26 protein-coding genes and 2 pseudogenes are annotated in these 26,458 nt (G+C 71.8%); 18 read left to right on the top strand and 10 right to left on the bottom strand.

Annotation, left to right across the window (positions count from 1 at the left end):
- The first annotated feature begins 180 nt into the window (after positions 1 to 180).
- Positions 181 to 1,740, top strand: coding sequence for a signal recognition particle protein (gene ffh / locus C3486_RS25515; protein ID WP_103835108.1), 1,560 nt, complete (start codon positions 181 to 183; stop codon positions 1,738 to 1,740).
- A 183-nt stretch (positions 1,741 to 1,923) separates the two neighbouring features.
- Here the strand turns inward: ffh and C3486_RS25510 are convergent, their stop codons facing one another.
- From C3486_RS25510 to C3486_RS25465, 10 genes and pseudogenes are all read right to left on the bottom strand, one after another.
- Positions 1,924 to 3,222: a phosphopentomutase gene (locus C3486_RS25510; protein WP_103835107.1), complete on the bottom strand. Its 1,299-nt coding sequence runs from the start codon at positions 3,220 to 3,222 to the stop codon at positions 1,924 to 1,926.
- A 72-nt stretch (positions 3,223 to 3,294) separates the two neighbouring features.
- Positions 3,295 to 3,936: pseudogene (locus C3486_RS25505) on the bottom strand (YhfX family PLP-dependent enzyme); the annotation flags it as partial.
- Between the two features lie 486 nt (positions 3,937 to 4,422).
- Positions 4,423 to 4,767 (bottom strand): annotated as a pseudogene (locus C3486_RS25500) (alanine racemase); the annotation flags it as partial.
- 98 nt (positions 4,768 to 4,865) lie between these two features.
- The gene (locus C3486_RS25495) at positions 4,866 to 5,987 is read right to left on the bottom strand and encodes an aminotransferase class V-fold PLP-dependent enzyme (RefSeq protein WP_103835106.1); all 1,122 of its coding nucleotides are present in this window, start codon (positions 5,985 to 5,987) and stop codon (positions 4,866 to 4,868) included.
- 1 nt (position 5,988) lies between these two features.
- Entirely contained in the window at positions 5,989 to 6,930 is a 942-nt protein-coding gene (locus C3486_RS25490) for a phosphotriesterase (RefSeq protein WP_103835105.1), read from the bottom strand.
- Between the two features lie 140 nt (positions 6,931 to 7,070).
- Positions 7,071 to 8,438, bottom strand: a complete 1,368-nt coding sequence (locus tag C3486_RS25485; protein ID WP_258052987.1) for a YhfT family protein — start codon at positions 8,436 to 8,438, stop codon at positions 7,071 to 7,073.
- A 26-nt stretch (positions 8,439 to 8,464) separates the two neighbouring features.
- On the bottom strand, positions 8,465 to 8,824 hold the full coding sequence (locus tag C3486_RS25480) for a DUF2620 domain-containing protein (RefSeq protein WP_103835104.1): 360 nt from the start codon (positions 8,822 to 8,824) through the stop codon (positions 8,465 to 8,467).
- Positions 8,821 to 9,207: a PRD domain-containing protein gene (locus tag C3486_RS25475; protein WP_103835103.1), complete on the bottom strand. Its 387-nt coding sequence runs from the start codon at positions 9,205 to 9,207 to the stop codon at positions 8,821 to 8,823. Before C3486_RS25475 ends, C3486_RS25480 begins: the two co-directional genes overlap by 4 nt.
- Positions 9,208 to 9,440: 233 nt before the next feature.
- Positions 9,441 to 10,379 (bottom strand): GntR family transcriptional regulator YhfZ, encoded by a 939-nt coding sequence (gene yhfZ / locus C3486_RS25470; RefSeq protein ID WP_103835102.1) that lies wholly within the window; start codon positions 10,377 to 10,379, stop codon positions 9,441 to 9,443.
- Between the two features lie 286 nt (positions 10,380 to 10,665).
- Entirely contained in the window at positions 10,666 to 11,568 is a 903-nt protein-coding gene (locus C3486_RS25465) for a class I SAM-dependent methyltransferase (RefSeq protein ID WP_103835101.1), read from the bottom strand.
- A 599-nt stretch (positions 11,569 to 12,167) separates the two neighbouring features.
- Here C3486_RS25465 and C3486_RS25460 point away from each other — a divergent pair.
- From C3486_RS25460 to C3486_RS25380, 17 genes are all read left to right on the top strand, one after another.
- On the top strand, positions 12,168 to 12,755 hold the full coding sequence (locus C3486_RS25460; RefSeq protein WP_103835100.1) for a hypothetical protein: 588 nt from the start codon (positions 12,168 to 12,170) through the stop codon (positions 12,753 to 12,755).
- 266 nt (positions 12,756 to 13,021) lie between these two features.
- A complete protein-coding gene (rpsP, locus tag C3486_RS25455; RefSeq protein ID WP_103835099.1) occupies positions 13,022 to 13,465 on the top strand; it encodes a 30S ribosomal protein S16 in 444 nt (147 codons plus the stop codon).
- 2 nt (positions 13,466 to 13,467) lie between these two features.
- A complete protein-coding gene (locus tag C3486_RS25450) occupies positions 13,468 to 13,707 on the top strand; it encodes an RNA-binding protein (RefSeq protein ID WP_030267150.1) in 240 nt (79 codons plus the stop codon).
- Between the two features lie 168 nt (positions 13,708 to 13,875).
- Positions 13,876 to 14,532, top strand: a complete 657-nt coding sequence (rimM, locus tag C3486_RS25445) for a ribosome maturation factor RimM (protein WP_103835098.1) — start codon at positions 13,876 to 13,878, stop codon at positions 14,530 to 14,532.
- 1 nt (position 14,533) lies between these two features.
- On the top strand, positions 14,534 to 15,349 hold the full coding sequence (gene trmD, locus C3486_RS25440; protein ID WP_103835097.1) for a tRNA (guanosine(37)-N1)-methyltransferase TrmD: 816 nt from the start codon (positions 14,534 to 14,536) through the stop codon (positions 15,347 to 15,349).
- A gap of 151 nt (positions 15,350 to 15,500) precedes the next feature.
- Positions 15,501 to 15,848 (top strand): 50S ribosomal protein L19, encoded by a 348-nt coding sequence (rplS, locus tag C3486_RS25435; protein WP_103835096.1) that lies wholly within the window; start codon positions 15,501 to 15,503, stop codon positions 15,846 to 15,848.
- A 48-nt stretch (positions 15,849 to 15,896) separates the two neighbouring features.
- The gene (lepB, locus tag C3486_RS25430; RefSeq protein ID WP_103835095.1) at positions 15,897 to 16,745 is read left to right on the top strand and encodes a signal peptidase I; all 849 of its coding nucleotides are present in this window, start codon (positions 15,897 to 15,899) and stop codon (positions 16,743 to 16,745) included.
- On the top strand, positions 16,738 to 17,859 hold the full coding sequence (gene lepB, locus C3486_RS25425) for a signal peptidase I (RefSeq protein ID WP_258052986.1): 1,122 nt from the start codon (positions 16,738 to 16,740) through the stop codon (positions 17,857 to 17,859). Before lepB (C3486_RS25430) ends, lepB (C3486_RS25425) begins: the two co-directional genes overlap by 8 nt.
- Positions 17,792 to 18,748, top strand: a complete 957-nt coding sequence (lepB, locus tag C3486_RS25420; RefSeq protein ID WP_374936915.1) for a signal peptidase I — start codon at positions 17,792 to 17,794, stop codon at positions 18,746 to 18,748. The genes lepB (C3486_RS25425) and lepB (C3486_RS25420) overlap by 68 nt, the downstream gene beginning before the upstream one ends.
- A 191-nt stretch (positions 18,749 to 18,939) precedes the next feature.
- Complete coding sequence (lepB, locus tag C3486_RS25415) at positions 18,940 to 19,668, top strand: signal peptidase I (protein ID WP_103835092.1); 729 nt, start codon at positions 18,940 to 18,942, stop codon at positions 19,666 to 19,668.
- Positions 19,661 to 20,194, top strand: coding sequence for an NUDIX hydrolase (locus C3486_RS25410; RefSeq protein ID WP_103835091.1), 534 nt, complete (start codon positions 19,661 to 19,663; stop codon positions 20,192 to 20,194). Before lepB (C3486_RS25415) ends, C3486_RS25410 begins: the two co-directional genes overlap by 8 nt.
- A gap of 38 nt (positions 20,195 to 20,232) precedes the next feature.
- A complete protein-coding gene (locus C3486_RS25405) occupies positions 20,233 to 20,541 on the top strand; it encodes a DUF2469 domain-containing protein (protein ID WP_003965949.1) in 309 nt (102 codons plus the stop codon).
- A 351-nt stretch (positions 20,542 to 20,892) separates the two neighbouring features.
- On the top strand, positions 20,893 to 21,342 hold the full coding sequence (locus C3486_RS25400) for a YraN family protein (RefSeq protein ID WP_103835119.1): 450 nt from the start codon (positions 20,893 to 20,895) through the stop codon (positions 21,340 to 21,342).
- On the top strand, positions 21,342 to 22,952 hold the full coding sequence (locus C3486_RS25395) for a YifB family Mg chelatase-like AAA ATPase (protein WP_103835090.1): 1,611 nt from the start codon (positions 21,342 to 21,344) through the stop codon (positions 22,950 to 22,952). The genes C3486_RS25400 and C3486_RS25395 overlap by 1 nt, the downstream gene beginning before the upstream one ends.
- Entirely contained in the window at positions 22,949 to 24,178 is a 1,230-nt protein-coding gene (gene dprA / locus C3486_RS25390; protein WP_181138690.1) for a DNA-processing protein DprA, read from the top strand. The genes C3486_RS25395 and dprA overlap by 4 nt, the downstream gene beginning before the upstream one ends.
- A gap of 260 nt (positions 24,179 to 24,438) precedes the next feature.
- Positions 24,439 to 25,275, top strand: a complete 837-nt coding sequence (gene whiG, locus C3486_RS25385; protein ID WP_103835089.1) for an RNA polymerase sigma factor WhiG — start codon at positions 24,439 to 24,441, stop codon at positions 25,273 to 25,275.
- Between the two features lie 599 nt (positions 25,276 to 25,874).
- Positions 25,875 to 26,414 (top strand): TetR/AcrR family transcriptional regulator, encoded by a 540-nt coding sequence (locus C3486_RS25380; RefSeq protein WP_103835117.1) that lies wholly within the window; start codon positions 25,875 to 25,877, stop codon positions 26,412 to 26,414.
- The last annotated feature ends 44 nt before the right edge of the window (positions 26,415 to 26,458 follow it).

Here is a 26,458-nt window from a genome sequence, read left to right as displayed (position 1 = left end):
CGCGGGACGCCGGCGGCGGGCGTGACCGGCTCGGCCTGCGGTCCCCCGTGGGGCGCCCCGCGCAGCCGGGGACCGCGGCCCCGTCCGCCTCTTCGGGTGGGCCGGGACGTTCTGTACCGTGGGGCGGATACTCTAGAAGCCGATTGACTCCACCCCCGACCCCGAGGATCGACGACCGCCGTGTTCGATACGCTTTCCGACCGCCTGGCGAGTACTTTCAAAAATCTCCGGGGCAAGGGGCGCCTCTCCGAGGCGGACATCGACGCCACCGCGCGCGAGATCCGTATCGCCCTGCTCGAGGCGGATGTCGCGCTCCCCGTCGTCCGTGCCTTCATCAAGCAGGTGAAGGAGCGGGCGCTGGGCGCCGAGGTCTCGCAGGCGCTGAACCCCGCCCAGCAGGTCATCAAGATCGTCAACGAGGAGCTCATCGGCATCCTCGGCGGCGAGACCCGCCGGCTCCGCTTCGCCAAGCAGCCGCCGACGGTCATCATGCTCGCGGGTCTGCAGGGTGCCGGTAAGACCACGCTGGCCGGCAAGCTCGGCCGCTGGCTCAAGGCGCAGGGCCACGCCCCGCTGCTGGTCGCCTGTGACCTCCAGCGTCCGAACGCGGTGAACCAGCTCACCGTCGTCGCCGAGCGCGCCGGCGTGGCGATCTTCGCCCCGGAGCCGGGCAACGGCGTCGGCGACCCGGTCAAGGTCGCCCAGGACTCGGTCGAGTTCGCCCGCACGAAGCAGCACGACGTCGTGATCGTCGACACCGCCGGCCGCCTGGGCATCGACCAGGAGCTGATGCAGCAGGCCGCGGACATCCGCGACGCGGTCAAGCCCGACGAGGTCCTCTTCGTCGTCGACGCCATGATCGGCCAGGACGCGGTCAACACCGCAGAGGCCTTCCGCGACGGCGTCGGCTTCGACGGCGTCGTGCTCTCCAAGCTCGACGGCGACGCCCGTGGTGGTGCCGCGCTCTCCATCGCGCACGTCACCGGCAAGCAGATCATGTTCGCCTCCAACGGCGAGAAGCTGGACGACTTCGACGCGTTCCACCCGGACCGCATGGCGTCCCGCATCCTCGGCATGGGCGACATGCTGTCGCTCATCGAGAAGGCCGAGCAGACCTTCAGCCAGGCCGAGGCCGAGAAGATGGCGGCCAAGCTGCAGAAGGGCCCGAAGGAGTTCACGCTCGACGACTTCCTGGCCCAGATGGAGCAGGTCCGCAAGATGGGCTCCATCTCCAAGCTGCTCGGCATGCTGCCCGGCATGGCGCAGATGAAGGACCAGATCAACAACCTCGACGAGCGGGACGTCGACCGCACCGCCGCGATCATCAAGTCGATGACCCCGGCCGAGCGCCAGGACCCGACGATCATCAACGGCTCGCGCCGGGCCCGTATCGCGCGCGGTTCCGGTGTCGACGTCAGCGCCGTGAAGAGCCTGGTCGAGCGCTTCTTCGACGCCCGCAAGATGATGTCGAAGATGGCCCAGGGCGGCGGCATGCCGGGGATGCCGGGCATGCCCGGGATGCCGGGGATGGGCGGCGGCGCCAAGAAGAAGAAGCAGCAGAAGAAGGCCAAGGGCAAGCAGCGCAGCGGCAACCCCATGAAGCGCAAGGCCGAGGAGCAGGCCGCAGCGGCCCGCCGCGAGGCCGCCCAGAACGGCAACCCGCTCGGCCTCCCGCAGGGCGGCCAGGACGACCCGCAGAACTTCGAACTCCCGGAGGAGTTCAAGAAGTTCATGGGCTGACGCGCGGCCGACCGTCGCCGTCCGCCCCCACGGCCCCGCCCGGCCCCGTCCGGCCGGGGCCGTACGTGTACGCGGGGTCGTCCATGTACCGGGAGCCGTGCGAGTACTCGGTGACGTACGCGCACCCGGTGCGGGGAGGGCCGCGTCTCCGCCCGCAACCGGGGGCGGGCAGGAGCCTGCGCGTCAGGGCATCGCGCGCCCCGTGCGGGCGGCGTCGGCTGCGCCACGTATAGGGCACTCCACATGGAGCGGAGCGCCGTTGGCGAGCCCGGCCGGGCTCAGCCCCAGCGTCACGGCAGCGGTGGCGCCCACGTCTGCCAGCGACACGGCGTCCGGAAGGCGCTCGGCGGCTTCCGCGCCGGGACGGTGGATCAGCACCGGCACGTACTCCCGGGTGTGGAAGGCGTGCCCGATCGTCGGATCGTTGCCGTGGTCACCCGTGACGATCAGCCGGTCCCCGGGCGCGGTGAGCAGCGGCAGCAGCCTCGCGATCCCCTCGTCCACCTGCCGCAGCACCGCCGCGTAACGCCCCGGGTCCTGCTGGTGCCCGGCCAGATCGGTCTCCTGCACATTGCTGACCACCAGCGCCGCCCCCTCCGTACCGTCCGCTCCACCCGGCCCGGCCGCCCGGACCGCGTCCACCGTCAGCTGCAGCACTTCACCCGTGTCCACCGCCGGCCGCCGCACCGCCGCCCCGCAGGCCAGGATGTCGGCCGCCTTGCCGACGAGGGTCACCGGAACGCCCGCGCGGGCGGCCGCCTCCGGCAGCTGGCGGGTGTGGTCCAGCGGCGCGCCCAGGTGCTGCACCTCCAGCCCGCCGTTGCGGTAGAAGCCGCTGGCAGGAGTGTCCAGCCCGACCGTGCCGGCCTCCCCGTGCCGTACGAACCCGGTCAGCGGTCCGTCGGCGTTGCCGCCCACCGCGATCACCCGGGCCACCGGCGCGACCTCCCTGACCACCTGCGCCACCGCCAGGACCTGCGCGAACGGCGCCTCCGCCAGCCGCCCCGAGGCGTTCCAGTTGATACCCGGATCGGCCTCCAGGTTGTCGTGCACCAGCACCCGGCCGTCGACCACCACCAGCGGCTTGCCGTCGAGCAGTTCGGTACGGTGCCCGGCCGCCCGCAGGGCAGCCGTCACCTCCTGCAGGTGCTCGGCCAGCCGCGCCACCGTCACCCGGCTGAAGTCGGCGCCCATCATGGTCTGATGGCCCGCGTAGGTGTCCGCGCCCGGGTACCCCAGTGCCGCCCGGCCGGCCGCGACCGGCAGCGAGGGGCACGGCGCGAGGTCCGGGTGCGGATGGACGGCGCCCAGTCCGAGCGCCCCGAACGCGGGCAGCTCCAGCGGGCGGCCGGTGGCCGCACGGTGGTGGTCGAGGAGGTGGCCCAGGGTGTCGGCTTCGGCGTCGCCGGGGCGCAGGGCTCCGGCGTCCGGCATCGCGCCGATGCCGAAGCCGTCGACGACGAGAATGACGATCTTGCTCATGGCGGTTCCTGGCGTCCGGAGGGAAAGTGTGCGGTACGGGCTCCTCTGCTGCGGTTGCTCAATTGCGGTTGCTCAATAGGGCCTCCCCAGCGGGTCGTAGAGGCCGGTGAGCTTCGGCGTGCCCGAGGACAGCCCGGAGACCACCGCGACGGTGCTGCGGGTGACGAAGACCTGCGTACGGAACGCCAGCACCGCGGTATCGCCCACCCGCGCATCGCCGGGCGCGAGCAGCCGGTAATAGTCGATGTTCGCCGCGGGCGCGTCCTCGACCCGCAGCCGTGCCCCGGTACGCGGGATCAGCGCCTCCCTGGCCCCGCCCCGTGCGTAGAAACCGCCGCCGTACAGCGCGGGCCGGCCGTCGGCGAGGGTGTGGGCGACCTCGCTCACGTACACGTACGCGGGCCGCTCCGGCTGCCCGTGGTCCACCGCATGCAGCGGCGTCGTGCCGGTCAGCGCGTGGCCCGGCTCGCCGTGCGTCGCGCCCAGCCGGGCCAGCAGCGGCAGGGTGGCCATCGAGGTGGCGCTCGGCGCGCTCAGCTTGAGGTCGGTGTGACCGCGGGCCGCGAGCCGGTCGACAGCCCTCAGGGCCAGCGCGAAGTTGGGCGTGGGCCGTGGCTCCCCGGTCTCCGGATCGCACAGCACGCACGGAAACGCCGTCACCCCGGCCACCCGGATCCCCGGCAACCGCTCGGCCTCATCGAGAAAGGCATCCAGCCCGTCCGTCCCGACATAGCGGTCGTCGCGGTCGTCGTGGTAGCCGTCGTCGACCGCGGCCTCGGTGCCGCCCATGGCGCCCGGGCCGCGCGCCCCACCGGCGCGGCTTGCCTCATCGGCGCGGCTTGCCTCATCGGCATTGCTCGGCCCCGCGGTGCCGCGCGTGCCACTCAGGTCGCCCGCGGCACGGGAGCCGCTCATGGCCCTGGAGCCGCCCGTGGCACTCGGGCCGCCCGTGGCATCCGTGCTTCCCAGGAAGTCCGGCCCGTACGGCCCCGCCATGGCATCGGTGGCATCCGGACCCACCGGCCCCCCGGACTGGCCGCCACCAACGAGCCGCCCGTTGCCTCCCGGCCGTACATCCCCGTCGAGCCGGAAGCCATCCCCCAGCCGCGCCCCGCCATCGAGCCGTGCCCCGCCGCCGAGCCGAACCCCGCCCTCCTGCCCCGGATAGACCGCGCCGCTCGCGCCTTCCAGCCGGATCAGTACGTCCTGGACGAAGCCGAGGCGGGTGGCGGCGTCCGAGACGGCGCGGGCGTTCGCCAGGTCGTAGACGGTGACGGTCTCCGGGCGCCAGGCGAGCATCTCGGGCAGCGCACGGGCCGGGATCTGCACGAGATGGCCGAGGTTCCCGGCCTGCGCGCCCGCCGCATGCAGGATGCGGGCCTCGGGCGGGTCGATGGCCGCGAAGCGGGGGATGTGCCGGGCGATGGCCTCGATCAGCTCCGGATTGCGGCCGATCTGCTTGACCACGAACCACAGTGACAGTCCGAGCCGGTCCGCCTCCCCGGCCAGCAGCGCGGCGTTGTACTCGATGGCGTCCCGGTCCATGACGTACGTGTCCGGCGGGATGGCCCCGGAGTCGTGCAACTCGGCAGCGAAGGCGACCAGTTCCGGGTTGCGGTGGAGGACGGCGTCGAGGAACACGGTCAGTCCCCTGTCTCACGGAGGTCGTGCAGCGATCGGCGGAGGATGTCCAGGACGAGGTCGGCGCCGGCACGCATGGGATTGATCCGTACGGTCCACTCCGCGAGCTCCGGCGCGGCCTCCAGGGACGAGCTCGACATGCGGTAGAACAACGGGGCGATCTCATAACGGGAGTTGGAGCCCACGGGGTAGGGCGCGGCGCCGTATCGCGCCGCCACGGCGGGCAGCTCGCGGGCCACCGGCCGGTCCAGCCGCACCAGCAGGCAGCGGTCCTGCGCGTTCGCGATGCGGACCTCGGCGACCCCCGGAACCTCACCGGCGGCCAGCCGCTCGGCCACCTCCGCGCCCACGGCGGACTGCAGCGCCCACATCACCGGTACGTGCGTGAGGGCGCGCAGCGCGTCGAGCGCCTGGTGCCCCTGCACCTGTCCGCCCCCGGAGTAGTTGTCCGCGTGGACGCGCGCCACGAGGTCGGCGGCGCCCACGACGGCCCCGACGCCCTCGGGGCCGTGCAGCTTGAACAGCGAGAAGCAGGAGGCGTCGGCGCCCAGCTCCACCCCGCTCCGCGGGACCCGCATGACCGCGTAGTTGTCGTCGACGACCGTACGGACGCCCGCGGCCCGGCACGCCGCCAGTACCTCGCCCGGGTCGTAGGAGTCGGCGAGCCGCTGCCGGGTGTGCTGCACGTACGCCCAGGAGAACCGGCCGCTCGCCAGCGCCTCCGCCAGCGCCGCACGGTCGTTGAAGTCCACCTCGGCCACCGCCACGCCCAGGCCCCGCAGCGTGACGGCGGTGGTGCGGTAGACCGGCGCCCGGTGGATGAGCAGCGGGTCGCCCGCCGTCAGTACCGCGGAGAGCGCTGCACGGATCGCCCCGGTGCCCGCGCCCTGGACGAGGGCCGCGGCCTCGGCCCCGAAGAAGTCGGCGAGTACGGCCTCCACCCCGGTGGTCGTACGCGGCCGGCCGAGCCCCGGAACGACCCCGGCGTCCGCCGTGAACAGCTCCTCTCCCTCGAAGTGCCGCGCGACGCACTTCATCAGGCGGTACTGGCGCGCGACGGCCTCCTCCAGCGGCACGGTCGGCAACGGGAATGTCTCCGGCAGCCGGCATCCCTGTGCGGTCATCTCAGGCCGCCTCCTCTGTGCGCGTGCCGGTGAGGAAGCGGAGCGGATTGCGGCGGGTCATCAGGTCGATCGTGTCGTCGTCCACGCCCGCCGCCCTGAGCCGCGGCAGGAACGACCGGAACAGATGGCCGTACCCCTGGCCGCCCTCCGCCCGCAGATAGCCGTGCCGGGAGACGTCGCAGCTGAGCAGTACCCGGTCCGCGTGCCCGGCCGCCAGCAGCGCGAGCAGCAGCCGCAACCGGGTCGCGTCGCTCTGGTAGCTCTCCTTGCCCACGGTGTCGAAGGCGACGTACGCGCCCTGCTCCGCCAGCTCCCGGTGCGCGGCCGGATCGTCCAGCAGGTCCTGGTGCCCGATGCAGACGCGGTGCGGGGGCAGGCCCTCGGCGGCGAGCAGCGCCAGCTGGGCCCTGCCGCCCCGGCCGAGCTGCGCGTGCGTGCTGACGGACAGCCCGGTGGCCACCGCCGCGCGCGCCGCCGCCGTGAGCGTACGGACCTCCGGCTCGCTGGGCCGGTCACCGTGGCTCCCGACCTCACCGATCACTCCGGGAAGGACCTTCTCCGGGCCGATGCCGTCGGTGATCTCCCGTACCAGCGTGCCGGTCAGCTCCTCGACGCCGGCCCCGCCGACCTCGGCGGGGTGGAACGGCTCGTAGTACCAGCCGGTGGCCGCGACGACCGGCACGCCGGAGTCCTTGGAGATCCGGGCCAGCCCTGCCACGTCGCGGCCCATGCCCCGGCAGCTCAGCTCGACGACCAGCGCGAGCCCGAACTCCTCGCGCAGGTTCGCCAGTTCGCCCGTGACCGCGTCGGCGTGCCGGCCGTCGAGCACCGCCGCTCCGTCGGCGTCCCGGCGCAGGTCGAGCGCCAGGTGCTCGTGCGCGAGCGCGGGGCCCCGTACGGCGGCGGGGGAGAGGGGACCGGTGACGGTCCGGATGTCGTGCATGGTGCTGCCTTGCTTCCTTCCTGCCGGAGGACCGCCCCCGGGGGGGGGCAGGCCGTGGGCCTCTGGGGGCGGCTGCCGGTCGGTCGGCCGGCCCGCCCCGTCCCCGTACGCCGCTTCCGCGCGCCGCGTACGGAACCGCCTCAGCTCTTGACGGGTATGAAGAGGTCCAGCCAGTACAGGACGTTGAGGATGATCCCGCCGACGAGCACGGCTGCGGGGGCCGCTGCCATGCGGACCACGACCCGGCCCATCGCCTCGTTCAGCAGGTAGAGCCCGCCGACGATGAGGATGCCGAGGCCGCCGCCCATGGCGTTGGCCGCCATCAGCGAGCCGAAGAGGATGGCCAGCTGCAGTGAGTCGCTGATCGCGCCGCGCAGGTGCTCCGAGGAGTCCCGGACCGACGGCAGTCTGCCCAGCACCCGGCCGATCCAGGACAGTGCTAGCACCTCGACGGCGAAGACCAGGGCTCCGCACACCACCGCCAGCCAGGGGTTCGGCAGGAGATAGCCGATCGGGTAGACCAGGGTGAAGCCGGCGATGCCGTACGCGCCCGAAGCCAGCGCCGTGGTGGCGATCAGCGGGACGAAGCCGAACACGCGGTAGAAGTCCACCTGGGCCGCGCCGCCGTAGTCACCCTTGGCGATCAGGAAGCTGGTCGCCTCGCCGCCGCCGAAGATGTGCATCTGGGCCAGCAGGCACACCCCGGCACCCAGCAGCATGAACAGCGGCAGGTGCTTGCGGAGCCGGGTCGCGCTCGCGCTGAACAGTGAGGCCATCGGATCGTCCGCATCGGCCTCCTCCGCCGGGTCGTCGCCCTGCGCGGCCCGCTCGGCGCGCTCCGCCCGGCGCTGCCGCAGGTCCTTGGCGACGGCGAAGCCGATCAGCATCAGCACGCCCACCGCCATGGCGACGGCTCCCGCGAAGACGTTCGGCCACAGCTTCATCGTGGCGACGACCAGGGCCAGCTCGACCACGCCCGCGATGCCGCCGCGCACCTTGCCGAACTGCTTGGTGATGGCCAGCACCGGAAAGAGCGTGAAGAGGAAGAGGATCGGCGTCGACATCTGCTGCATCGCGGTGAGGAAGTCGACCGGCAGGTCGTGCGCGAGGCCGTTGGCGCCGTTGAGACCGAAGACGATGACCGCGCCCCACACGGCGCCGAGGAGCGGGGCCAGCCACTTCTTCGGGGAGAGGATGCCGAGGATGTCGGTGGGCAGGAACACCAGCCAGGGGTTCAGCACTCCGGTGGACAGCGCCATCGGCGCGCCCAGCCCGAAGATGAAGCCCGCGGAGAGGCCGAACGACACGGCCGTGGTGGCGCTGCGGGTCGTGCGCCCCTGGATGAAGTCCAGCATGAAGGGGCGCACGCCGTCATTGAAGACGGCCAGGGCCAGGTGCGAGATGAAGGCGGTCAGCGCGCAGAGGACGATGACGGTCAGCTGCTGCGGCAGTGACAGGCCGAGCTCCGTGCTGCTGCCCGCGGCTGCGGCGGCGAGGTTCCCACTCACGGCTCACTCCTCAATGCCGGTGCGGATCAGGCGCCGTGTGCCGCGATGGCGCGGGCGATGACGGGGGTGACGGCGTCGATCCGGTCCATGCCGAACCCGAAGACCTTCTTTCCGGCGCCGAGGAGCGCGCTCACCTCGTCCTCGGTGGGGACGGAGCGGCCGAAGGTGTGGCAGGCGGCGCTGCCCATCAGCCCCAGCAGGACCCCGAGCGAGGCGCCGGCGCCGGTGTGGCAGGTGCCGAGGTAGTAGTCGGCCTGTCCGGCGCGCAGCTTCATCGCCGCGTCCATGTCGCTGGAGACGGCGACGTCGACGCCGTCCAGAGCCAGCTTCTTCACCGTCTCGGCGACCTCGTTCTTGCCGACACCGCCGGTGAGGATCTTCGTCATGGCACGTCCCTTCTGGGTGCGTTCTTGCGGAGCACGGCGAGGTGCATCGCCAGAAAATTGATCTCGGAGTCGGGCAGCCCGGCGCCCAGCTCCCGCTCGGCGCGCACGGACACGGCGCGGGCCCGCCCGACGGCGTCGGGATGGCCGGCCAACTCCGCCGCCACCTCCTCGTCGGTGAGGAACTGCTCGATCGGCTCGCCGTTCAGCAGCCGGGTGAGCGCCATCACGAGGTGGCTCGTCAGCATCCCGGCGGTGTCCTCGGTGACGGCGTGCCCCTCGGCGGCCAGGGCGGCCAGCTCCTCCTCGACGAAGCGCGTCACCCGCTGAGGTGCCTGACCGCTGTCCCGGAAGAGCTGGATGCGGAGGGCGAGTCTGTCCTCCATGGGCCGTCCTTTCCTCGCGATGCCCGGGGTGTCCGTGGTATCGACAGTAACCAGGATTCTGGATATTGACGAGAGTCGTGGCACTCTTTTTCGAATGAGTGAAGAAGTCTCGTGCGGTTGACGTTCTGTTCGACTGTGCGGGCGCGGCGGCGTCAGGCCCGCTGCCCGACGGCTGACCGGCTGGGGCTATCGGGACGGAAGCGCCGAGGTGCGCCCGGCGCCGTCACCCGTACTCAGTACGAAGGCAGGTACTCGCCCCGCAGGACCTTCTCCTGTAGATCAGTGACGAGGGACAGGTCCAGTCCGTCCCGCACCGCACTCAGCGCTCCGGCTCCCTGCGCGCGCCCTATGAGTGCGGCGCTGGAGTTGCGCAGGGACAGATCGCGGGTGATCTCGTCACCCAGCGGCAGTACGTCCACGTCCGGTCCGAGGTGGTCCTGGACCTCGTCGAGATTCCATACCGTGGCGTCCACCTCGCCGCGGGCGAAGAGGTCACGCAACTGCATGTACGACGACTCCACCCACTGGATGTCCTCGCGTCCGGCGAACGCACGGCCGGCCAGCATGCGAAGGTCCTCCGACGCGGAGTCGACGGCCACCCGCAGACCCGGCGTCTCGGGGTCGACGCCGTGCCGCAGCAGCAGGCCGTGGGCACCGACATAGGTCGCCGGGCCCAGATCCGCGACCAGCTCCAGGGGAAGCTCGTCGAGGAACCGGTCGGCGGCGAACCGGGACAGCACCACCAGGTCGACCTTGCTCTCCAGCAGGGCTTCGACCCGGGTGGCCGCGCCCCGCATGAAGGTGATGGCGAACGGGGCGCCGGCCCCCTCGAACGCGGTGCGCAGACCGGTGGCCAGCCCTTCGTACCGCCGTGAATAGGGGAGGGGCATGGCGGCGAGGAGGGTGCCCAGCCCCGACAGGCGCCACAGTATGGTCCGGTCGGCCCGGACGAGGAACGTGCCGAGGTGCCCGCGGGCGACGGTCTCGATCGCGCCGGCCTCCTCCAGCAGCTGGAGGGCCGCTTGAACCGTGCCGTTGCCCACGCCCAGCTCCTCGGCGAAGTCGCGCACGCGCGGGAGGCGGGTGTCCTCGTCATGATGGAGCAGCAGGACCGCGAGCTGCCGGGCAGCCAGTCCGTTGCGGGTGAGGAACCGCTCGTCGACACTGTTCACGCAAATGACAGTAACCAGGATTCTGGATTCTGCCAACTGATTTTTCCGGACCGGACCGGCGAACGGCGCAGAGCGAGCGGTACGGGTGCGGGAGGCCGAACACGTCGGGAGCCGGAACCACGACCTGCGCGGTACGCAGGCCGCGGACGTCGTTCGGCGGCACTCGCGATCGTTCACCGGCACCATGTCGACTCATCGACACCATGCCGGGCGCCTCGGCGAACGACGTCCGCCCCTCTCCGGCAGCTGTGGTGGGAAACCGGCGCCGCGGACGGGCCGGCCGCGCTCAGCGCGTCCGCGCGATCAGATAGCGGAAGACGTTGGGCATCCAGACCGTGCCGTCCGGGCGCTGGTACGGGTGCAGCGCCTCCGCCAGCTCCTTCTCCACCTGAGACGGGTCCGCGACCTCCAGTGCCGCGTCGAACAGCCCCGTCGACAGCAGCCCGCGCATCGCGCTCGGCAGATCGGCGTACCCGAACGGGCAGGCCACCCGCCCCGAGCCGTCCGGCCGCAGCCCCGCGCGCTCCGCCAGCTCCTCCAGGTCGTCACGGCTGCTCGGACGCCAGCCGCCCGGCCCGGGCGGGGTAGTCCGCTCGAGCGAGAGCGAAGGATCCGCCAGCCGTTGCGCCACTCGGAGTACCCCGACCGTCGCGCACCTCTCCACCGGGCCCCAGCCGCCCAGCACCACCGGGCTGCCGCGCTCGGCCAGCGCCGTCGCGGTCTGCAGGGAAGGGGCCAGCCCCTCCACGCTGCTGGCGCAGCCCACCGGGTGGAACGCCGTCACCAGGTTGAAGCGGCGCACCTCGGCGGACTCCATGCACTCCGGCCCGCCGTGCACCAGCCGGGCGGCGGGATCGCCGGTCCGCAGGGCCCCGTCCAGGCCCGACTCCGGAGTCAGCCGCTCACGCGCCAGCCGCAGGCGGGGCTCGTCCACGTCCACGCCGCTCACCTGCGCGCCGCGGGTGGCCGCCATCAGGAGTGCGAGCCCCGATCCACAGCCCAGTGCCAGGAGGCGCGTGTGCGGGCCGACGTCCAGACGCTGGTACACGGCCTCATACAGCGGCACCAGCATCCGTTCCTGGATTTCGGCCCAGTCACGGGCGCGCGCCCGCGAACCCGTGCCGTCCGGTACAGGGTGACCGGAAGGGCCGGAACGCTGGAGGCCGTGCTGTACGAGCGTGGGTGTCATGGAAAGCGCCCCTATCCGCCGAGAGCCCGAGCATGGGAATGATCTTCCGCCCCCGTTTTGTCGCGCTGTTCCCCCCGATCCAGACAACCCCCCATCGATCCCAGAGTCCAGGGGTTGCGCCCGGTTGTCTACCGCGCGCCCCCGTTTGCGCCCTCAGGCCGCCACCCGGCCGGCCGCGCATGCGGAGCCGGCCGTTGTGTGACGCGGTTCATCCGGTTCGCGGCACCCCTCACCCGGGTGGCGTACGGCTTCTCGTACCCCCGTCCGTAGGGCGTCCGGAACGCCGTGGACGGGGCGGCGCCGGGCGCTCGTGCCCGCACGGGTAGCATCACGGTGATCACCGCCCGCCCATGAGGCGGAGCGGCTCTCCCGGGGCCCGCGGGGCTCCGGTCACGTGGTGACCCGCGCACCGTCCACCCCTCGGGGTGCGCCGGTCGTAGCCCCCGTACGGGCCGGACGGGCGCCCGTCGCGCCTCTCCTCCGGAGAACTGCGCACCCGCCCTCCGTGCGGCGCATGACCGGAAACTGACCGGTACGTGCAAATTATTTGAGATGCCCCGGAATCGGAACACTGAGCGGCACCGGCTCGTTGTCACGACGTGAGCACGACACCTGTTCTCGCCGCCGAGCTGGCGCTCGCTTGGGCCGACATTCAACGGCACCATCCCGAGCTGCCGGACTTGGCCGCGCCCGAATCCCTGATCGGAGAGTCGTCGTCCGCCTGCGGCGCCGAACTCTCCTTCGAACGGCTGCTCCATGAGGCAGTGCACGGCATCGCCGCGTCCCGCGGCGTCCGCGACACCTCACGCGCCGGTCGCTACCACAACCGCCGATTCCTGGCGATCGCCGAGGAGCTGGGCCTGGACCACGCCGACGAGCCGCACCCCAGCAGCGGCTTCTCCCTGGTGACGCTCAGCCCCGAAGCCAGAAGGCGGTACCGCCCCACCATCGAGCGGCTCGGCAGAGCCCTCAAGGCGCACACCGTCGCCACCGCGGCCGACAGCAGCCGGAGCTTCCGCGGCCCGGCGGCGCGGCACGGCTCCTCCGGTGGCGGCGTGCGGGTCAAGGCCGTCTGCGACTGCGGACGCAACGTCCGGGTCGTCCCCTCCGTGCTCGCCCAGGCCCCCATCATGTGCGGCGGCTGCGGCAAGCCGTTCCGTATCCCCGAGGTGGCCGCTGTCGGCTGACCGGAACGGCCCGGCCGGCCGCCCGCAGCGGCCGCGGCCGGCCGGGGTTCCGGGTGGGCGAGGCGCCCCGGCCCCGGCCAGTACGGGGACGAGGTGCCCGAGGTCGGTCCCTCCGTGCGCGTATGGCACAATGACTAGCTGTACTCGACAGCCGCACAGGACCCCTCTCTCCTCCGGCTGACGCGTCCATCGGGCACTCGGGTACCGCAACCCCACGTGGCATCTCGTTGTGCCCAACCACGTCAACACCAGGAGACACCACTCCCGTGGCAGTCAAGATCAAGCTGAAGCGTCTGGGCAAGATCCGTTCGCCTCACTACCGCATCGTCGTTGCCGACTCCCGCACCCGCCGTGACGGCCGGGCCATCGAGGAGATCGGCCTGTACCACCCGGTGCAGAACCCCTCGCGCATCGAGGTCGACTCCGAGCGTGTCCAGTACTGGCTGGGTGTCGGCGCGCAGCCGACCGAGCCCGTCATGGCCATCCTCAAGGTCACCGGCGACTGGCAGAAGTTCAAGGGCCTGCCGGCCCCGGCTCCGATGAAGGTCGCCGAGCCCAAGGCCGACAAGCGCGCCCTCTTCGAGGCCGCCGCCAAGGAGGCCGGTGACGAGCCCAAGGGTGAGGCCATCACCCCCAAGGCCAAGAAGGCTGACAAGAAGGCGGACGAGGCCGAGGCCGAGACGGCCAAGTCCGAGTCGACCGAGGCCTGAGCATGCTCGAGGAGGCTCTTGAGCACCTCGTCAAAGGCATCGTTGACAACCCCGACGACGTTCAGGTGGCCTCGCGCAACCTGCGCCGCGGGCGCGTCCTGGAGGTCCGGGTCCACCCGGACGACCTCGGCAAGGTGATCGGCCGCAACGGCCGCACCGCGCGCGCTCTGCGTACCGTCGTGGGTGCCCTCGGCGGCCGCGGCATCCGCGTCGACCTCGTCGACGTGGACCAGGTGCGCTGAGCATCGGAACACCGGCACGGGCCGGGGAGGGCTTCGGCCCGCCCCGGCCCGTGCCGGTTTGCGGCGGCCTCCGGCCCGCCGCGACCCTCAATCGAGAAACCACGATGGCGAACACCACCTCCGCGTGAGCGGCGGGGGAGCAGCCGCAAGGAAAGGCAAGGCGCAATCGTGCAGCTGGTTGTCGCGCGAATCGGGCGCGCCCACGGCATCAAGGGCGAGGTCACGGTGGAGGTGCGCACCGACGAGCCCGAGCTGCGGCTCGCGCCGGGCGCGGTCCTGACCACCGACCCGGCCTCCGCCGGCCCGCTGACCATCGAGACCGGCCGCGTGCACAGCGGCCGGCTGCTGCTGCGCTTCGAGGGCGTGAAGGACCGCACGGCCGCAGAGGCGCTGCGCAACACCCTCCTGATCGCCGAGGTGGACCCGCAGGAACTTCCGGAGGACCCCGAGGAGTTCTACGACCACCAGCTCATCGACCTCGACGTGGTGACCGAGTCCGGCGAGGAGGTCGGCCGCATCGCGGAGATCTCCCACCTGCCGTACCACGACCTGTTGATCGTCGACCGCCCCGACGGCAGCCAGGTCATGATCCCGTTCGTCGCGGAGATCGTGCCGGAGATCGACCTCGAGGAGCAGCGCGCGGTGATCACCCCGCCGCCCGGGCTGCTCGACGACGCCCGCGCGGAGGTCGCCTCCAGCCGCGAGGCGGCGGCCGAAGCGGATTCCGCCGCGGCCGGAGACGGTGCGGCGGACGAAGCCGCCCCGGCGGCCGGGGGCGGCGAGGACGCGGAAGGCGGCCGGGCGCCGCGCGGTGAGGACGCCTGACATGCGCCTCGACGTCGTCACGATCTTCCCCGAGTACCTCGAACCGCTGAACGTCTCCCTGGTCGGCAAGGCACGGGCCAGAGGCCAGCTGGACGTACGCATCCACGACCTGCGCGAGTTCACGTACGACAAGCACAACACCGTGGACGACACCCCCTACGGGGGCGGCCCCGGCATGGTCATGAAGCCCGAGCCGTGGGGCGAAGCACTGGACTCGATCATCGAATCCGGCGCCGAGGGCGAGCAGCCGGTGATCGTCGTTCCGACGCCCAGCGGCCGCCCCTTCACCCAGCAGCTCGCCGTCGAGCTGTCCGAGAAGCCCTGGCTGGTCTTCACCCCGGCCCGCTACGAGGGCATCGACCGCCGCGTCATCGAGGAGTACGGCGACCGGCTGGACGTCCGTGAGGTCTCCATCGGCGACTACGTGCTGGCCGGCGGCGAGGCTCCGGTACTGGTGATGGTCGAGGCCATCGCCCGGCTCCTCCCGGGGGTGCTCGGCAACGCCGCGTCCCACCAGGACGACTCCTTCGCCCCCGGGGCGATGGCAGACCTCCTGGAGGGCCCGGTCTACACCAAGCCCCCGGAGTGGCGCGGCCGCGGCATCCCCGAGGTGCTGCTCAGCGGCCACCACGGCAAGATCGCCCGCTGGCGGCGCGACGAAGCCTTCCGCCGTACCGACCGCAACCGCCCGGACCTCATCGAGCGCGCCGACCCCGACGCCTTCGACAAGAAGGACCGCGAGATCCTCTCCATCCTGGGGTGGGCTCCCGGACCGGACGGCCGATTTGGGCGGACGACCGGGCCCGTGGAAGAATAGGCCGCTGCTGTGCGTCCGGCGTGCGCCCCTGCCACAGGGGGAACGACGCCCGCCCGACGGACCGGCACCCGAACGGCTTCCGTTCGGCCTCCGAACCATCATCACGAATTCCGCTGATGACCTGTGGCATCAGCGAAGAAAGCAGTAGGTCATGCACCTTCTCGACTCCGTCGACGCCGCGTCGCTGCGCGAGGACATCCCCGCGTTCCGCCCGGGTGACACCGTCAACGTCCACGTCCGCGTCATCGAGGGCAACCGCTCCCGTGTGCAGCAGTTCAAGGGCGTCGTCATCCGCCGCCAGGGCGCCGGCGTGCGCGAGACCTTCACGGTCCGCAAGGTCAGCTTCTCCGTCGGCGTCGAGCGTACCTTCCCGGTGCACACCCCGATCGTCGAGAAGATCGAGGTCGTGACCCGCGGTGACGTCCGTCGCGCCAAGCTGTACTACCTCCGCGAGCTGCGCGGCAAGGCCGCCAAGATCAAGGAGAAGCGCGAGAGCTGAGCAGCCGTACGGTGTCCTTACACCCCGGCCGGATAGGCTCTGGGCCCGATGGACACCGACGCACAGCCTTCTACGCTTCCGGAGCGCGACTCCTCTCCCACCCCTGACCGAGGGGCGGTGCAGGGGTCGCGCTCCGCGCGTTTTTTCCGGCGGCGGCAGCGGCCCGGCGAAGGCCCGTCGGCGGAGCCCGCCACGAGCCGCGAGGAAGGCCCCGAGGCGGCCGCTGAGCGCCCGCTGCCGCGGCGCGGCCCGGTGCTGCTGGTGCTGGCCTGCCTGGCGTTCGTGGGGCTGCTCAGTGCCTTCGTCGTCCAGCCGTTCCTCATCCCGAGCTCGTCGATGGAGAACACCCTCCAGGTCGGCGACCGGGTGCTGGTGAACAAGCTGGCGTACCGGTTCGGCGGCGAGCCGCGGCGGGGCGACGCCATCGTGTTCGACGGCACCGGCTCGTTTGTTCAGGACGCGCCCGCGGGGAACCCGGTGACGCGTGTGCTGCGCGGGGCCGGCGCCGCGGTGGGCCTGGTGCCGGCCGCGGAGACGGACTACATCAAGCGCGTGATCGGCGTCGGCGGGGACCGGGTGACCTGCTGCGACGAACGGGGGCGGATCAAGGTGAACGGCAAACCGGTGGACGAGCCCTATATCCACCCCGGGGACAGCCCCTCGGAGGTGCCCTTCGACGTGGTCGTCCCCGAAGGCAAGCTGTGGGTCATGGGGGACCACCGCGCCCGGTCGAGCGACTCCCGTGACCACCTCGGGGACCCGGGCGGCGGCACCGTACCCCTGGACAAGGTGATCGGCCGCGCCGACTGGATCGGCTGGCCCGTCGGCCGCTGGACCTCTTTGGAACGGCCCCGCGCGTTCGACGGCATACCGGCTGCGGCAGGGGCCCATGGGTAACAGAGGGCGCCCGCGCCACGGTCACCACAGAGACGGCGCACCACAGGGGACACGGGGTGCGGACACGTACGGCACGGCGGACGGCGCGCACGGTACCGCCATGCCCGGCGACGACCCCTACGGCACGGACGTCCGTACCGGTGACGGCGCCACACGGACGACCCTGCCGGCGACCGGCGGCCGCGCCGAACGGAGACGCCAGGCGAAGCGCATCAAGAGGCGCAGACAGCGGTCGTACCTGAAGGAGATCCCGATCCTCATCGGGGTGGCGCTGGCGATCGCGCTGGTCCTGAAGACGTTCCTCGTACAGGCGTTCGTCATCCCCTCGGGCTCCATGGAACAGACGATCCAGATCGGCGACCGGGTGCTCGTCGACAAGCTGACCCCGTGGTTCGGCGCCGAGCCGCACCGGGGGGACGTGGTCGTCTTCAAGGACCCGAACCACTGGCTGGCGGGGGAGCGCACCACCGTGGCCGACGACCCGGTCGGCGTGAAGCAGGTCAAGGAAGCGCTCACCTTCATCGGGCTGCTGCCGTCGGCGGACGAACAGGACCTGATCAAGCGGGTGGTCGCGGTCGGCGGCGACACCGTCAAGTGCTGCGACAAGAGCGGCCGGGTCACCGTGAACGGCACCCCGCTGAGCGAGCCGTACGTGCACCCGGGCAATCCGCCCTCGCAGCTGAAGTTCCAGGTCACCGTGCCGACCGGGCGGCTCTTCATGATGGGGGACCACCGGTCCGACTCCGCCGACTCCCGCTTCCACCTGGACGAGCCGTACCGCGGCACGGTGGCGGAGAGCAGCGTCGTCGGCCGCGCCGTGGTGATCGCCTGGCCGTTCAAACACTGGCGGCGCCTGGAAGAGCCCGATACGTACGCTTCTGTGCGCGACGCGCCGGGTGCACCGGCGACGGCGGCGGTAGCGCCGCATAGTGTGTCACCCGAAGGTTTGACCGTACTCCCGACCCCTGCGGAACTCCCGCTCGTTATGGGAGTGGTGGGCCTGCACCGTTTGACGAGCAGGCGGCGGCTTGGAGTAAGGAGTGAATGTGGGGGACTTGGCGGTCGGCGCGCGGTCCGGAACCGAAGAGCCCGAAGAACCAGAGGGGCGCGGTAGGTCCCCCGAAGCGGACGCGGCGTATCAGGAGCAGCCGCGCGACGCGCGACAGGAGAGGGAAGAGGAGAACGGCGGCGTGACGACGGAGAAGAAGCCGCGTTCCTTCTGGAAGGAGCTGCCGCTCCTGATCCTCATCGCGCTGGCGCTGGCACTGGTGATCAAGACCTTCCTGGTGCAGGCGTTCTCGATCCCGTCCGACTCGATGCAGAACACCCTGCAGCGTGGCGACCGGGTGCTGGTGGACAAGCTGACCCCGTGGTTCGGCTCGAAGCCGGAGCGCGGCGAGGTGGTCGTGTTCCACGACCCGGGCGGCTGGCTCAACGAGGTGCCGACCCCGGCGCCGAACCCCGTGCAGAAGGTCCTCAGCTGGATCGGCCTGATGCCGTCCGCCGAGGAGAAGGACCTGATCAAGCGGGTCATCGCGGTCGGCGGCGACACGGTGGAGTGCAAGGGCACCGGGCCGGTGAAGGTCAACGGCAAGGCTCTCAAGGAGGACGCGTACCTCTTCCCGGGCAACACCCCGTGCGGTGACCGGCCCTTCGGCCCGATCAAGGTCCCCGAGGGCCGGATCTGGGTGATGGGCGACCACCGCCAGGACTCCCTGGACTCGCGCTACCACCAGGATCTCAAGGGCAACGGCACGGTGTCGGAGGACGAGGTCGTGGGCCGCGCGTTCACGATTGCCTGGCCGGTCAACCGGTGGTCGCTGCTGCCGGTGCCGGACACCTTCGACCGGCCGGGCCTGAGTCAGGCCATGGCCGCGGCGCCGGCGGCGCTGGGCCTGGCCGGTGCGGTGCCGATCGTGCTCTGGCGGCGCCGCCGGGTGCTCGCCAAGGTGCCCGCGAACGTGGCGGTGGGCGCGACCGGCAAGGAGCCCCGCGACAGCTGATCCACTGCCGCACGTGAGGGATGTGTGTGCTTCCGGCGGACGGAGCGTCGACACGTGGCGGACGTCCGGCAACGGCGTCCGGGATGCCCGGATCGGGCCGTCGGCCGGAGGCTGACTGGGGCATGTAACCCCAGGTAATGTGCCGTCCCGGATCTTCGACGCGGGACGTTCCCGCGGGGTGGGAGCGCGGGATGAGCAGGAGCGCAGTGCGTACGAGCGACGGCCACGTCCGGACCGCCGGCAGCGTGCTGTCCGGGCTGGCGGTGGCCCTCGGCTGTGTGCTGTTCCTCGGCGGATTCATATGGGGGGCGGTGCTCTACCGCCCGTACACCGTGCCGACCGACTCGATGGCGCCCACCATCGGGGCCGGTGACCGCGTCCTGGCGCAGCGCGTCGACGGCTCCGAGGTGCACCGCGGCGACATCGTCGTCTTCCAGGACTCCGTATGGGGCGACGTGCCCATGGTGAAGCGGGTCGTCGGGGTCGGCGGCGACAAGGTCGCCTGCTGCAACGCCGACGGCAAGCTCACCGTCGACGGCAAGCCCATCGACGAGCCGTACCTCCAGGGCAGCGGACCGGCCTCCCCCGTGGGCTTCAAGGCCGAGGTCCCCAAGGGCCAGCTCTTCCTCCTCGGTGATCACCGCAGCGACTCCATGGACTCCCGGGTGCACCTCACGGACGGCGACCACGGTGCCGTCCCGCGCGGCGCGGTCACCGCACGCGTGGACGCCAAGGCCTGGCCGATCAGCAGTTTCGGCATGATGCAGCGCCCCACGGGTTTCGAGACGCTGCCGGGCGGTACTTCCCAGCCGGGGCCCCTGCGGCCCATCGTGGTGGCCATCGTGGCCGGCGCGGTACTGATACTGGGGGGAGCGGCCTACGGGCCGGTCGCGAACCGGAGGAGGCGAGCGCGTGTCTGAGGCGGACACCGGCATACAGGAGCAGCCCGGAGCACCAGAAGGCGCCGCGCTGCGGCGCGTCTCCCGGGTGATCCTGCTCGACGCCGAGAACCGGGTCCTGCTGATGCACGGCTTCGAACCGGACGAACCGACGCGGACCTGGTGGTTCACGCCGGGCGGCGGCCTGGAGGGCACGGAGAGCCGGGAAGAGGCGGCCCTGCGGGAGCTCGCCGAGGAGACCGGGATCACGGACGCCGAGCTGGGCCCCGTCCTGTGGCGCCGGCACTGCTCGTTCCCGTTCGACGGCCGCCGCTGGGACCAGGACGAGTGGTACTTCCTGGCCCGTACCCGGAGCACCGCGACACGGCTCAGCGGGCTGACGGAGCTGGAACGGCGCAGCGTGGCGGGTCTGCGGTGGTGGACGGTGGCGGAACTTTCCGCAACCCATGAGACGGTGTACCCGACCAGACTCGCCGAGCTGCTGCGCACACTGCTCGACGAAGGACCCCCTAGTGCGCCGGTGGTCCTGGAGACCGAGTGCGCCTGACGCACAATAGGGGGACGCACGGCTGAAGGGGATCTGCCATGAGCGCCGAGGACCTCGAAAAGTACGAGACCGAGATGGAGCTGAAGCTCTACCGGGAGTACCGCGACGTCGTCGGACTGTTCAAATACGTGATTGAAACCGAGCGCCGGTTCTACCTCACCAACGACTACGAGATGCAGGTGCACTCCGTTCAGGGTGAGGTCTTTTTCGAAGTCTCCATGGCAGACGCGTGGGTCTGGGACATGTACCGCCCGGCCAGGTTCGTGAAGCAGGTCCGGGTTCTCACGTTCAAGGACGTGAACATCGAGGAGCTGAACAAGAGCGACCTCGAACTGCCGGGCGGCTGAGTGACCGTTTCCCCGTGAGCGACCGGGGGCGGGGCATTTCCCTCTCACGGGTGACGGGGTTATCCACAGTCGCTGAGTTGTCCACCAAGATCCAATACTTGGTGGCGTACGCGTCACAGTCGGTGCCGGAGGTGGTGCCGAATGAACGCCACAGCAGAGAACACCGCGGTCGGAAGCGGTGCGCGAGGACCAGCGGAGGGGTGGCCGGAGCCCTGCGAAACGGGACCGACCGGCCCGACGGGGCGGACCGCATCGACCGGTGCGACGAGCCCGGCAGGAGCTACCGGTCCGACGAGTCCGGCAGGCCCCACCGGCCCGACGCACCCGACCGGCCCGACGCACCCGACCGGCCTGGCGAGCCTCGCCGGACCGGCCGGACCGGCGAAGAAGCGACGCAGGCGCCCGCGGAGCCGGGGTGGCCCCGCCGGCCGCGCTCGGAGCGGCAGCCGCCGGTCCGGACTCGGCAGGTACGGCGAAGACCTCGCTGCCCGCCGGCTGACGGCCCAGGGCATGCGCATCCTCGACCGCAACTGGCGCTGCCGCTTCGGAGAGATCGACATCGTCGCCGCCGACGCCGACGCGTACGTCGTGTGCGAGGTCAAGACCCGGCGCGCCGGGCCGTACGAACACCCCATGGCGGCCGTCACGCCGACCAAGGCCCGCCGCCTCTGCCTCCTCGCCGAGCACTGGGCCTCGGCGCACGGCGGCCCGCCCCCGGGCGGCGTACGCATCGACGTGATCGGCGTCCAGCTCCCCGCCCGCGGCGCGCCCGTCGTGACCCACGTCCGGGGGGTGACCTGATGGGATTCGCCCGCACGTGCTCGGTCGCGCTGGTCGGCGTCGAAGGCGTGGTCGTCGAGGTGCAGGCCGACCTCGAACCAGGCGTCGCCGCCTTCACCCTCGTCGGCCTCCCCGACAAGAGCCTCGTCGAATCGCGCGACCGGGTGCGCGCTGCCGTGGTCAACAGCGGATCCGAATGGCCGCAGAAGAAGCTGACCGTCGGGCTCAGCCCGGCCTCCGTACCCAAGGGCGGCAGCGGCTTCGACCTGGCCGTCGCCTGCGCCGTCCTGGGCGCTGCCGAACTCATCGACCCACGGGAGCTCACCGACCTCGTCATGATCGGCGAACTGGGCCTGGACGGCCGCGTCCGCCCCGTACGCGGCGTGCTCCCCGCCGTCCTCGCCGCCGCCGACGCCGGATACCGCCAGGTCGTCGTCCCCGAGCGCACCGCGGCCGAGGCCTCGCTCGTCCCGGGTGTCTCCGTCCTCGGCGTCCGCAGCCTGCGGCAGCTCATCGCCGTCCTCACCGACGGGCCCGTCCCCGAGGAGGACGAGGAGCGCGACGAGCCGGGCCGCCCGGACCCACTGCTCGCCGGGCTGGTCGTACCGGGCGCAGGATCGTGCGCCGGGCTGCCTCCCGACGCGCGCCCACCGGACCTGGCCGAGGTCGCGGGCCAGCACGGTGCCCGGCGGGCCCTGGAAGTCGCCGCCGCCGGACGGCACCACATCTTCCTCAAGGGGCCACCGGGAGCCGGCAAGACCATGCTCGCCGAGCGGCTCCCCGGGCTCCTGCCGCCCCTGTCCTCCAAGGAGTCCCTGGAGGTCACCGCGGTGCACTCGGTCGCGGGCATGCTCCCGCCCGGCCAGCCCCTGGTCAGCCGTCCGCCGTACTGCGCACCGCACCACTCGGCGACCATGGCCTCCCTCGTGGGCGGCGGCAGCGGACTGCCCCGCCCGGGAGCGGTCTCCCTGGCCCACCGCGGCGTCCTGTTCATCGACGAGGCCGCCGAATGCAACGCCAAGGTGCTCGACGCGCTGCGCCAGCCCCTGGAGTCCGGACACGTCGTGGTCGCCCGCGCCGCCGGAATGATGCGCCTCCCGGCCTCCTTCCTGCTCGTACTGGCCGCCAACCCCTGCCCCTGCGGACGCCACGGCACCACCGCGGGCGGCTGCGAATGCCGCCCCTCATCGATCACGCGCTACCGCGCCCGGCTCTCGGGACCGCTCATGGACCGGATCGACCTCCGTATCGCCGTGGAACCCGTCGCCCGCAGCGAACTGGTCGCGGGAGCGCGCGGGGAATCCACCGCCGAGGTCGCCGACCGGATCGCCGCCGCCAGGGAACGCGCGGCGCACCGCTTCGCCGGCACCCCCTGGCGGACCAACAGCGAAGTCCCGGGTCACGAGCTGCGCACCCGGTGGTCCGTCGCCCCCGGCGCACTCCTCCAGGCCGAGCGCGACCTGGAGAACGGCCAGCTCACCGCCCGCGGCCTGGACCGCGTCCTGCGCGTCGCCTGGACCGCGGCGGACCTCGCGGGCCGCGACCGGCCGACGGCCGAGGACGTCGACTGGGCCCTGGAGCTGCGCACCGGAGTCCGCCGCGGTGTGCCCATGGCGGTGAGCCGGTCATGACCCGCTTCGACGGCGATCCGGGGCGCGGGCCGGCGCCTCCGCAGCCACGTGATGCGTACCCCGGCGCACGCAACGGCCCCGTTCCCGACGCCGAGCGCCTGGCCCGGGCAGCCCTCACCCGCGTTCTCGAACCGGGCGACGACGTCACCGGCGGATGGCTGCGGAAGATGGGCCCGCTCGCCCTCTGGCGCTCACTCACCGGCGCTGACGACCCGCCCCCAGGCGCCCGCGCGGCCAAAGTGGCGGGCCTGCGGCTGCGCGCCGAGCGTGCTTCGCCCGAGGCCGACCTGGCCGCCGTCGCCGCACTCGGAGGCCGCTTCGTCTGCCCCGGCGACGAGGAATGGCCCCGGCAGCTGGACGACCTGGGTGACGCCCGCCCCGTCGGCCTGTGGGTACGCGGTACGGCGAACCTGCGCCTGTGGGCCCTGCGCTCCGTCGCCCTCGTCGGCGCCCGCGCCTGCACGGAGTACGGCGCGCACGTGGCGGCCACCCTGGGCGCCGGCCTCGCCGAACGCGGCTGGACGGTGGTGTCGGGCGCCGCATACGGCGTGGACGGCGCGGCCCACCGGGGCACCCTGGCGGCAGGCGGCGCGACCGTGGCCGTACTCGCCTCCGGCGTCGACCGCGTCTACCCCAGCGGGCACACCGAACTGATCGGACGCATCGCCGAACAGGGGCTGATCCTCGCGGAACTGCCACCCGGTGACCATCCGACCCGCAGCCGGTTCATCCAGCGCAACCGCGTGATCGCCGCCCTCACCCGGGGCACGGTCGTCATCGAGGCCGCGCTGCGCAGCGGATCACTGGCCACCGCCCGCCGCGCCGCCGAGCTGGGACGGTTCACGATGGGCGTGCCGGGGCCGGTCACCAGCAGCCTCTCGGCCGGCGTGCACCAGCTGCTCCGGGGAGAAGCCGCGGTGGTCACCGACGCCGCCGAGGTCGTCGAACTGGTCGGCAGCATCGGTGACCTCGCTCCCGAACGCCGCGGGCCCGTACTGGCACGCGACCTGCTGGACCCGACGGCCGCACGTCTGCTCGAAGTACTTCCGTTACGAGGGACGGCCGACACCTCGCAGATCGCCCGCGACGCCGCGACCGCCCTGGAAGTGACCCAAGTGAAGCTCTTCGAATTGCAGGCGCTCGGATTCGTTCAAAGATGCGGTTCGCGCTGGGAGTTACCACCTTGCGGCCATTCGGCGGGAAGTTACCGGCGAGGCGGTTCTTGACCTGGGACGAACGGGTGAAAAGGTGAGGGGGATGACCGCAGAATGCATCTTTGCGAGTTTCGCGCGGACGGCTGCGAAGCAGGCCGACGTCATCCGAGGGTGCGGACTACCGGACGAATCTGCGCACACCCGAACACGCTCTGATCGCACACTGCGACACCGTAGTCACGCTACGCTCGCAAGGCATCCGCCCTCCACGGACCACACGACCCTCACGCACCTCCTCACCAGCGTTTCGGCAGAACGGCTCAAGGCGACGAATGCCCCAGCACACTTCCGGGTCTGACCGCGCGGCGGTACCCCCCGCCGCCCGCGGCAGCGTGCGCCCGGCAGCGCCCACCTCGCTAGAGGAGCTCTGGCGCTCCTACAAGGCGTCGGGCGACGAACGGCTGCGGGAGCAGCTGATCCTGCACTACTCGCCGCTGGTCAAATACGTCGCGGGCCGCGTCAGCGTCGGCCTGCCGCCCAACGTCGAGCAGGCCGACTTTGTCTCCTCCGGCGTCTTCGGGCTGATCGACGCCATCGAGAAGTTCGAACCGGAACGGTCCATCAAGTTCGAGACGTACGCCATCACCCGCATCCGCGGCGCGATGATCGACGAGCTGCGCGCCCTGGACTGGATCCCCCGCTCGGTCCGCCAGAAGGCGCGGGCCGTCGAGCGCGCGTACGCCACCCTCGAGGCGAAGCTGCGCCGCACTCCCTCGGAGGCCGAGGTCGCCGCGGAGATGGGCATCGCCCTCGAAGAACTCCACGCCGTCTTCAGCCAGTTGTCCCTGGCCAACGTCGTCGCCCTGGAAGAACTGCTGCACGCCGGCAACGAGGGCGGCGACCGGCTGAGCCTGATGGACACCCTCGAGGACACGGCGGCCGAGAACCCGGTCGAGATCGCCGAGGACCGCGAACTGCGCCGGCTCCTTGCCCGTGCCATCAACACGCTCCCCGAACGCGAGAAGACCGTCGTCACCCTCTACTACTACGAAGGACTCACCCTCGCCGAGATCGGCAACGTCCTGGGCGTCACCGAGAGCCGGGTCAGCCAGATCCACACCAAGTCCGTCCTCCAGCTGCGAGCCAAACTGGCCGACGTGGGGCGGTAACGGTCGGCGACGGATCGAGGCGAGGCTGGTGCTGTACGCGTTGTGCTTCCTGGCTGTGCGCGTGGAGGTGCACGGCCGTGGGAGCCGAGGTTCCTGGCCGTACGGCGTCAAGGGGGGTGTGAGCGTCGAGCCTTTCGGCCGCACGGGGCGAGCGTTGCGCAGTAGGGGCAGAGGCCGGGGCGGTAATCGTCGAGGTCCGTGGCGTACGTGTCGAGCTTCGCGGTCGTCTCGTCGAGCGCCGTGTCCGTATGTGTCACGGGCCGGGGCGGTGCTCGCCCAGGTGCGCAGCGTATGCGTCGAGCACGGCGACGGCACGAGGCGAGGTTGCGGCGGCGCGAGCTGAGACTGCGACGGTGCGCGGCGAGACGGTGCAGGCCCCGGGCGGGACTGCGACGCGACGGTGAGAGGCGAGACCGCGGGGGACCTGGTCGAGCACTGGGGAGGGGCGTGGACCCTGAGATCGCGGGTGGGACGTGGCCAGCCCCTAAGTGATCGTGCCGGGCTTTACGCCGTGCCGCGGAGTGCCGCTGCCGAGGGCAGATCCGTACAGTGGTGGCGTGCCCAGGATTCGAGCGGCCTCAGTGGCCGAGCACCGGACCATGCAGCGCGACGCCCTGTTGGACGCTGCTCGTACCTTGCTGTCCGAAGGCGGTACGGACGCCCTGTCCTTCCCCGCCCTCGCCGAGCGAACGGGCCTCGCGCGCTCCTCCGTGTACGAGTACTTCCGTTCCCGCGCGGCCGTCGTCGAAGAGCTCTGCGCCGTCGACTTCCCGGTGTGGGCCGCGGAGGTCGAAGCCGCGATGGAGCGCGTCGAGACGCCCGAGGAGAAGGTCGAGGCGTACGTACGACAGCAGCTCGCCCTCGTCGGCGACCGCCGGCACCGCGCCGTCGTGGCCATTTCGGCGGGCGAGCTGGACGCCGGTGCGCGCGAGAAGATCCGCGCGGCCCATGGCGGCCTCATCGCCATGATCGTCGAGGCGCTTGCCGCATTGGGCCACGAGCAGCCGAGGCTCGCTGCGATGCTCCTGCAGGGCGTTGTCGACGCGGCGGTCCGCCGGATCGAACTGGGCGCGGCGGAGAACCCGGAGGAGATCACGGAGGCGGCGGTGGCGATGGTCCTCCGCGGCGTCCGAGGCTGACTTCCCCCTTCTCCCTCCCCCCCGGCCACCCACCTCCTCCTCCT

Origin of the sequence: Streptomyces sp. Ru73, assembly GCF_002920575.1 — a bacterium.
Classification (GTDB): domain Bacteria; phylum Actinomycetota; class Actinomycetes; order Streptomycetales; family Streptomycetaceae; genus Streptomyces.
The sequence above is the reverse complement of the archived record's forward strand: the minus strand, read 5'-3'. Positions and strand labels throughout refer to the sequence as shown.

Bases quoted from the DNA above. Each gene is read 5' to 3' on its own strand.
- C3486_RS25510 (WP_103835107.1), bottom strand. From the start codon at position 3,222: ATGAGCAAGATCGTCATTCTCGTCGTCGACGGCTTCGGCATCGGCGCG.
- C3486_RS25495 (WP_103835106.1), bottom strand. From the start codon at position 5,987: ATGACCGCACAGGGATGCCGGCTGCCGGAGACATTCCCGTTGCCGACC.
- C3486_RS25490 (WP_103835105.1), bottom strand. From the start codon at position 6,930: ATGCACGACATCCGGACCGTCACCGGTCCCCTCTCCCCCGCCGCCGTA.
- C3486_RS25480 (WP_103835104.1), bottom strand. From the start codon at position 8,824: ATGACGAAGATCCTCACCGGCGGTGTCGGCAAGAACGAGGTCGCCGAG.
- C3486_RS25475 (WP_103835103.1), bottom strand. From the start codon at position 9,207: ATGGAGGACAGACTCGCCCTCCGCATCCAGCTCTTCCGGGACAGCGGT.
- C3486_RS25465 (WP_103835101.1), bottom strand. From the start codon at position 11,568: ATGACACCCACGCTCGTACAGCACGGCCTCCAGCGTTCCGGCCCTTCC.
- C3486_RS25450 (WP_030267150.1), top strand. From the start codon at position 13,468: ATGCTCGAGGAGGCTCTTGAGCACCTCGTCAAAGGCATCGTTGACAAC.
- trmD (WP_103835097.1), top strand. From the start codon at position 14,534: ATGCGCCTCGACGTCGTCACGATCTTCCCCGAGTACCTCGAACCGCTG.
- rplS (WP_103835096.1), top strand. From the start codon at position 15,501: ATGCACCTTCTCGACTCCGTCGACGCCGCGTCGCTGCGCGAGGACATC.
- lepB (WP_103835095.1), top strand. From the start codon at position 15,897: ATGGACACCGACGCACAGCCTTCTACGCTTCCGGAGCGCGACTCCTCT.
- lepB (WP_258052986.1), top strand. From the start codon at position 16,738: ATGGGTAACAGAGGGCGCCCGCGCCACGGTCACCACAGAGACGGCGCA.
- lepB (WP_103835092.1), top strand. From the start codon at position 18,940: ATGAGCAGGAGCGCAGTGCGTACGAGCGACGGCCACGTCCGGACCGCC.
- C3486_RS25405 (WP_003965949.1), top strand. From the start codon at position 20,233: ATGAGCGCCGAGGACCTCGAAAAGTACGAGACCGAGATGGAGCTGAAG.
- C3486_RS25395 (WP_103835090.1), top strand. From the start codon at position 21,342: ATGGGATTCGCCCGCACGTGCTCGGTCGCGCTGGTCGGCGTCGAAGGC.
- dprA (WP_181138690.1), top strand. From the start codon at position 22,949: ATGACCCGCTTCGACGGCGATCCGGGGCGCGGGCCGGCGCCTCCGCAG.
- whiG (WP_103835089.1), top strand. From the start codon at position 24,439: ATGCCCCAGCACACTTCCGGGTCTGACCGCGCGGCGGTACCCCCCGCC.
- C3486_RS25380 (WP_103835117.1), top strand. From the start codon at position 25,875: ATGCAGCGCGACGCCCTGTTGGACGCTGCTCGTACCTTGCTGTCCGAA.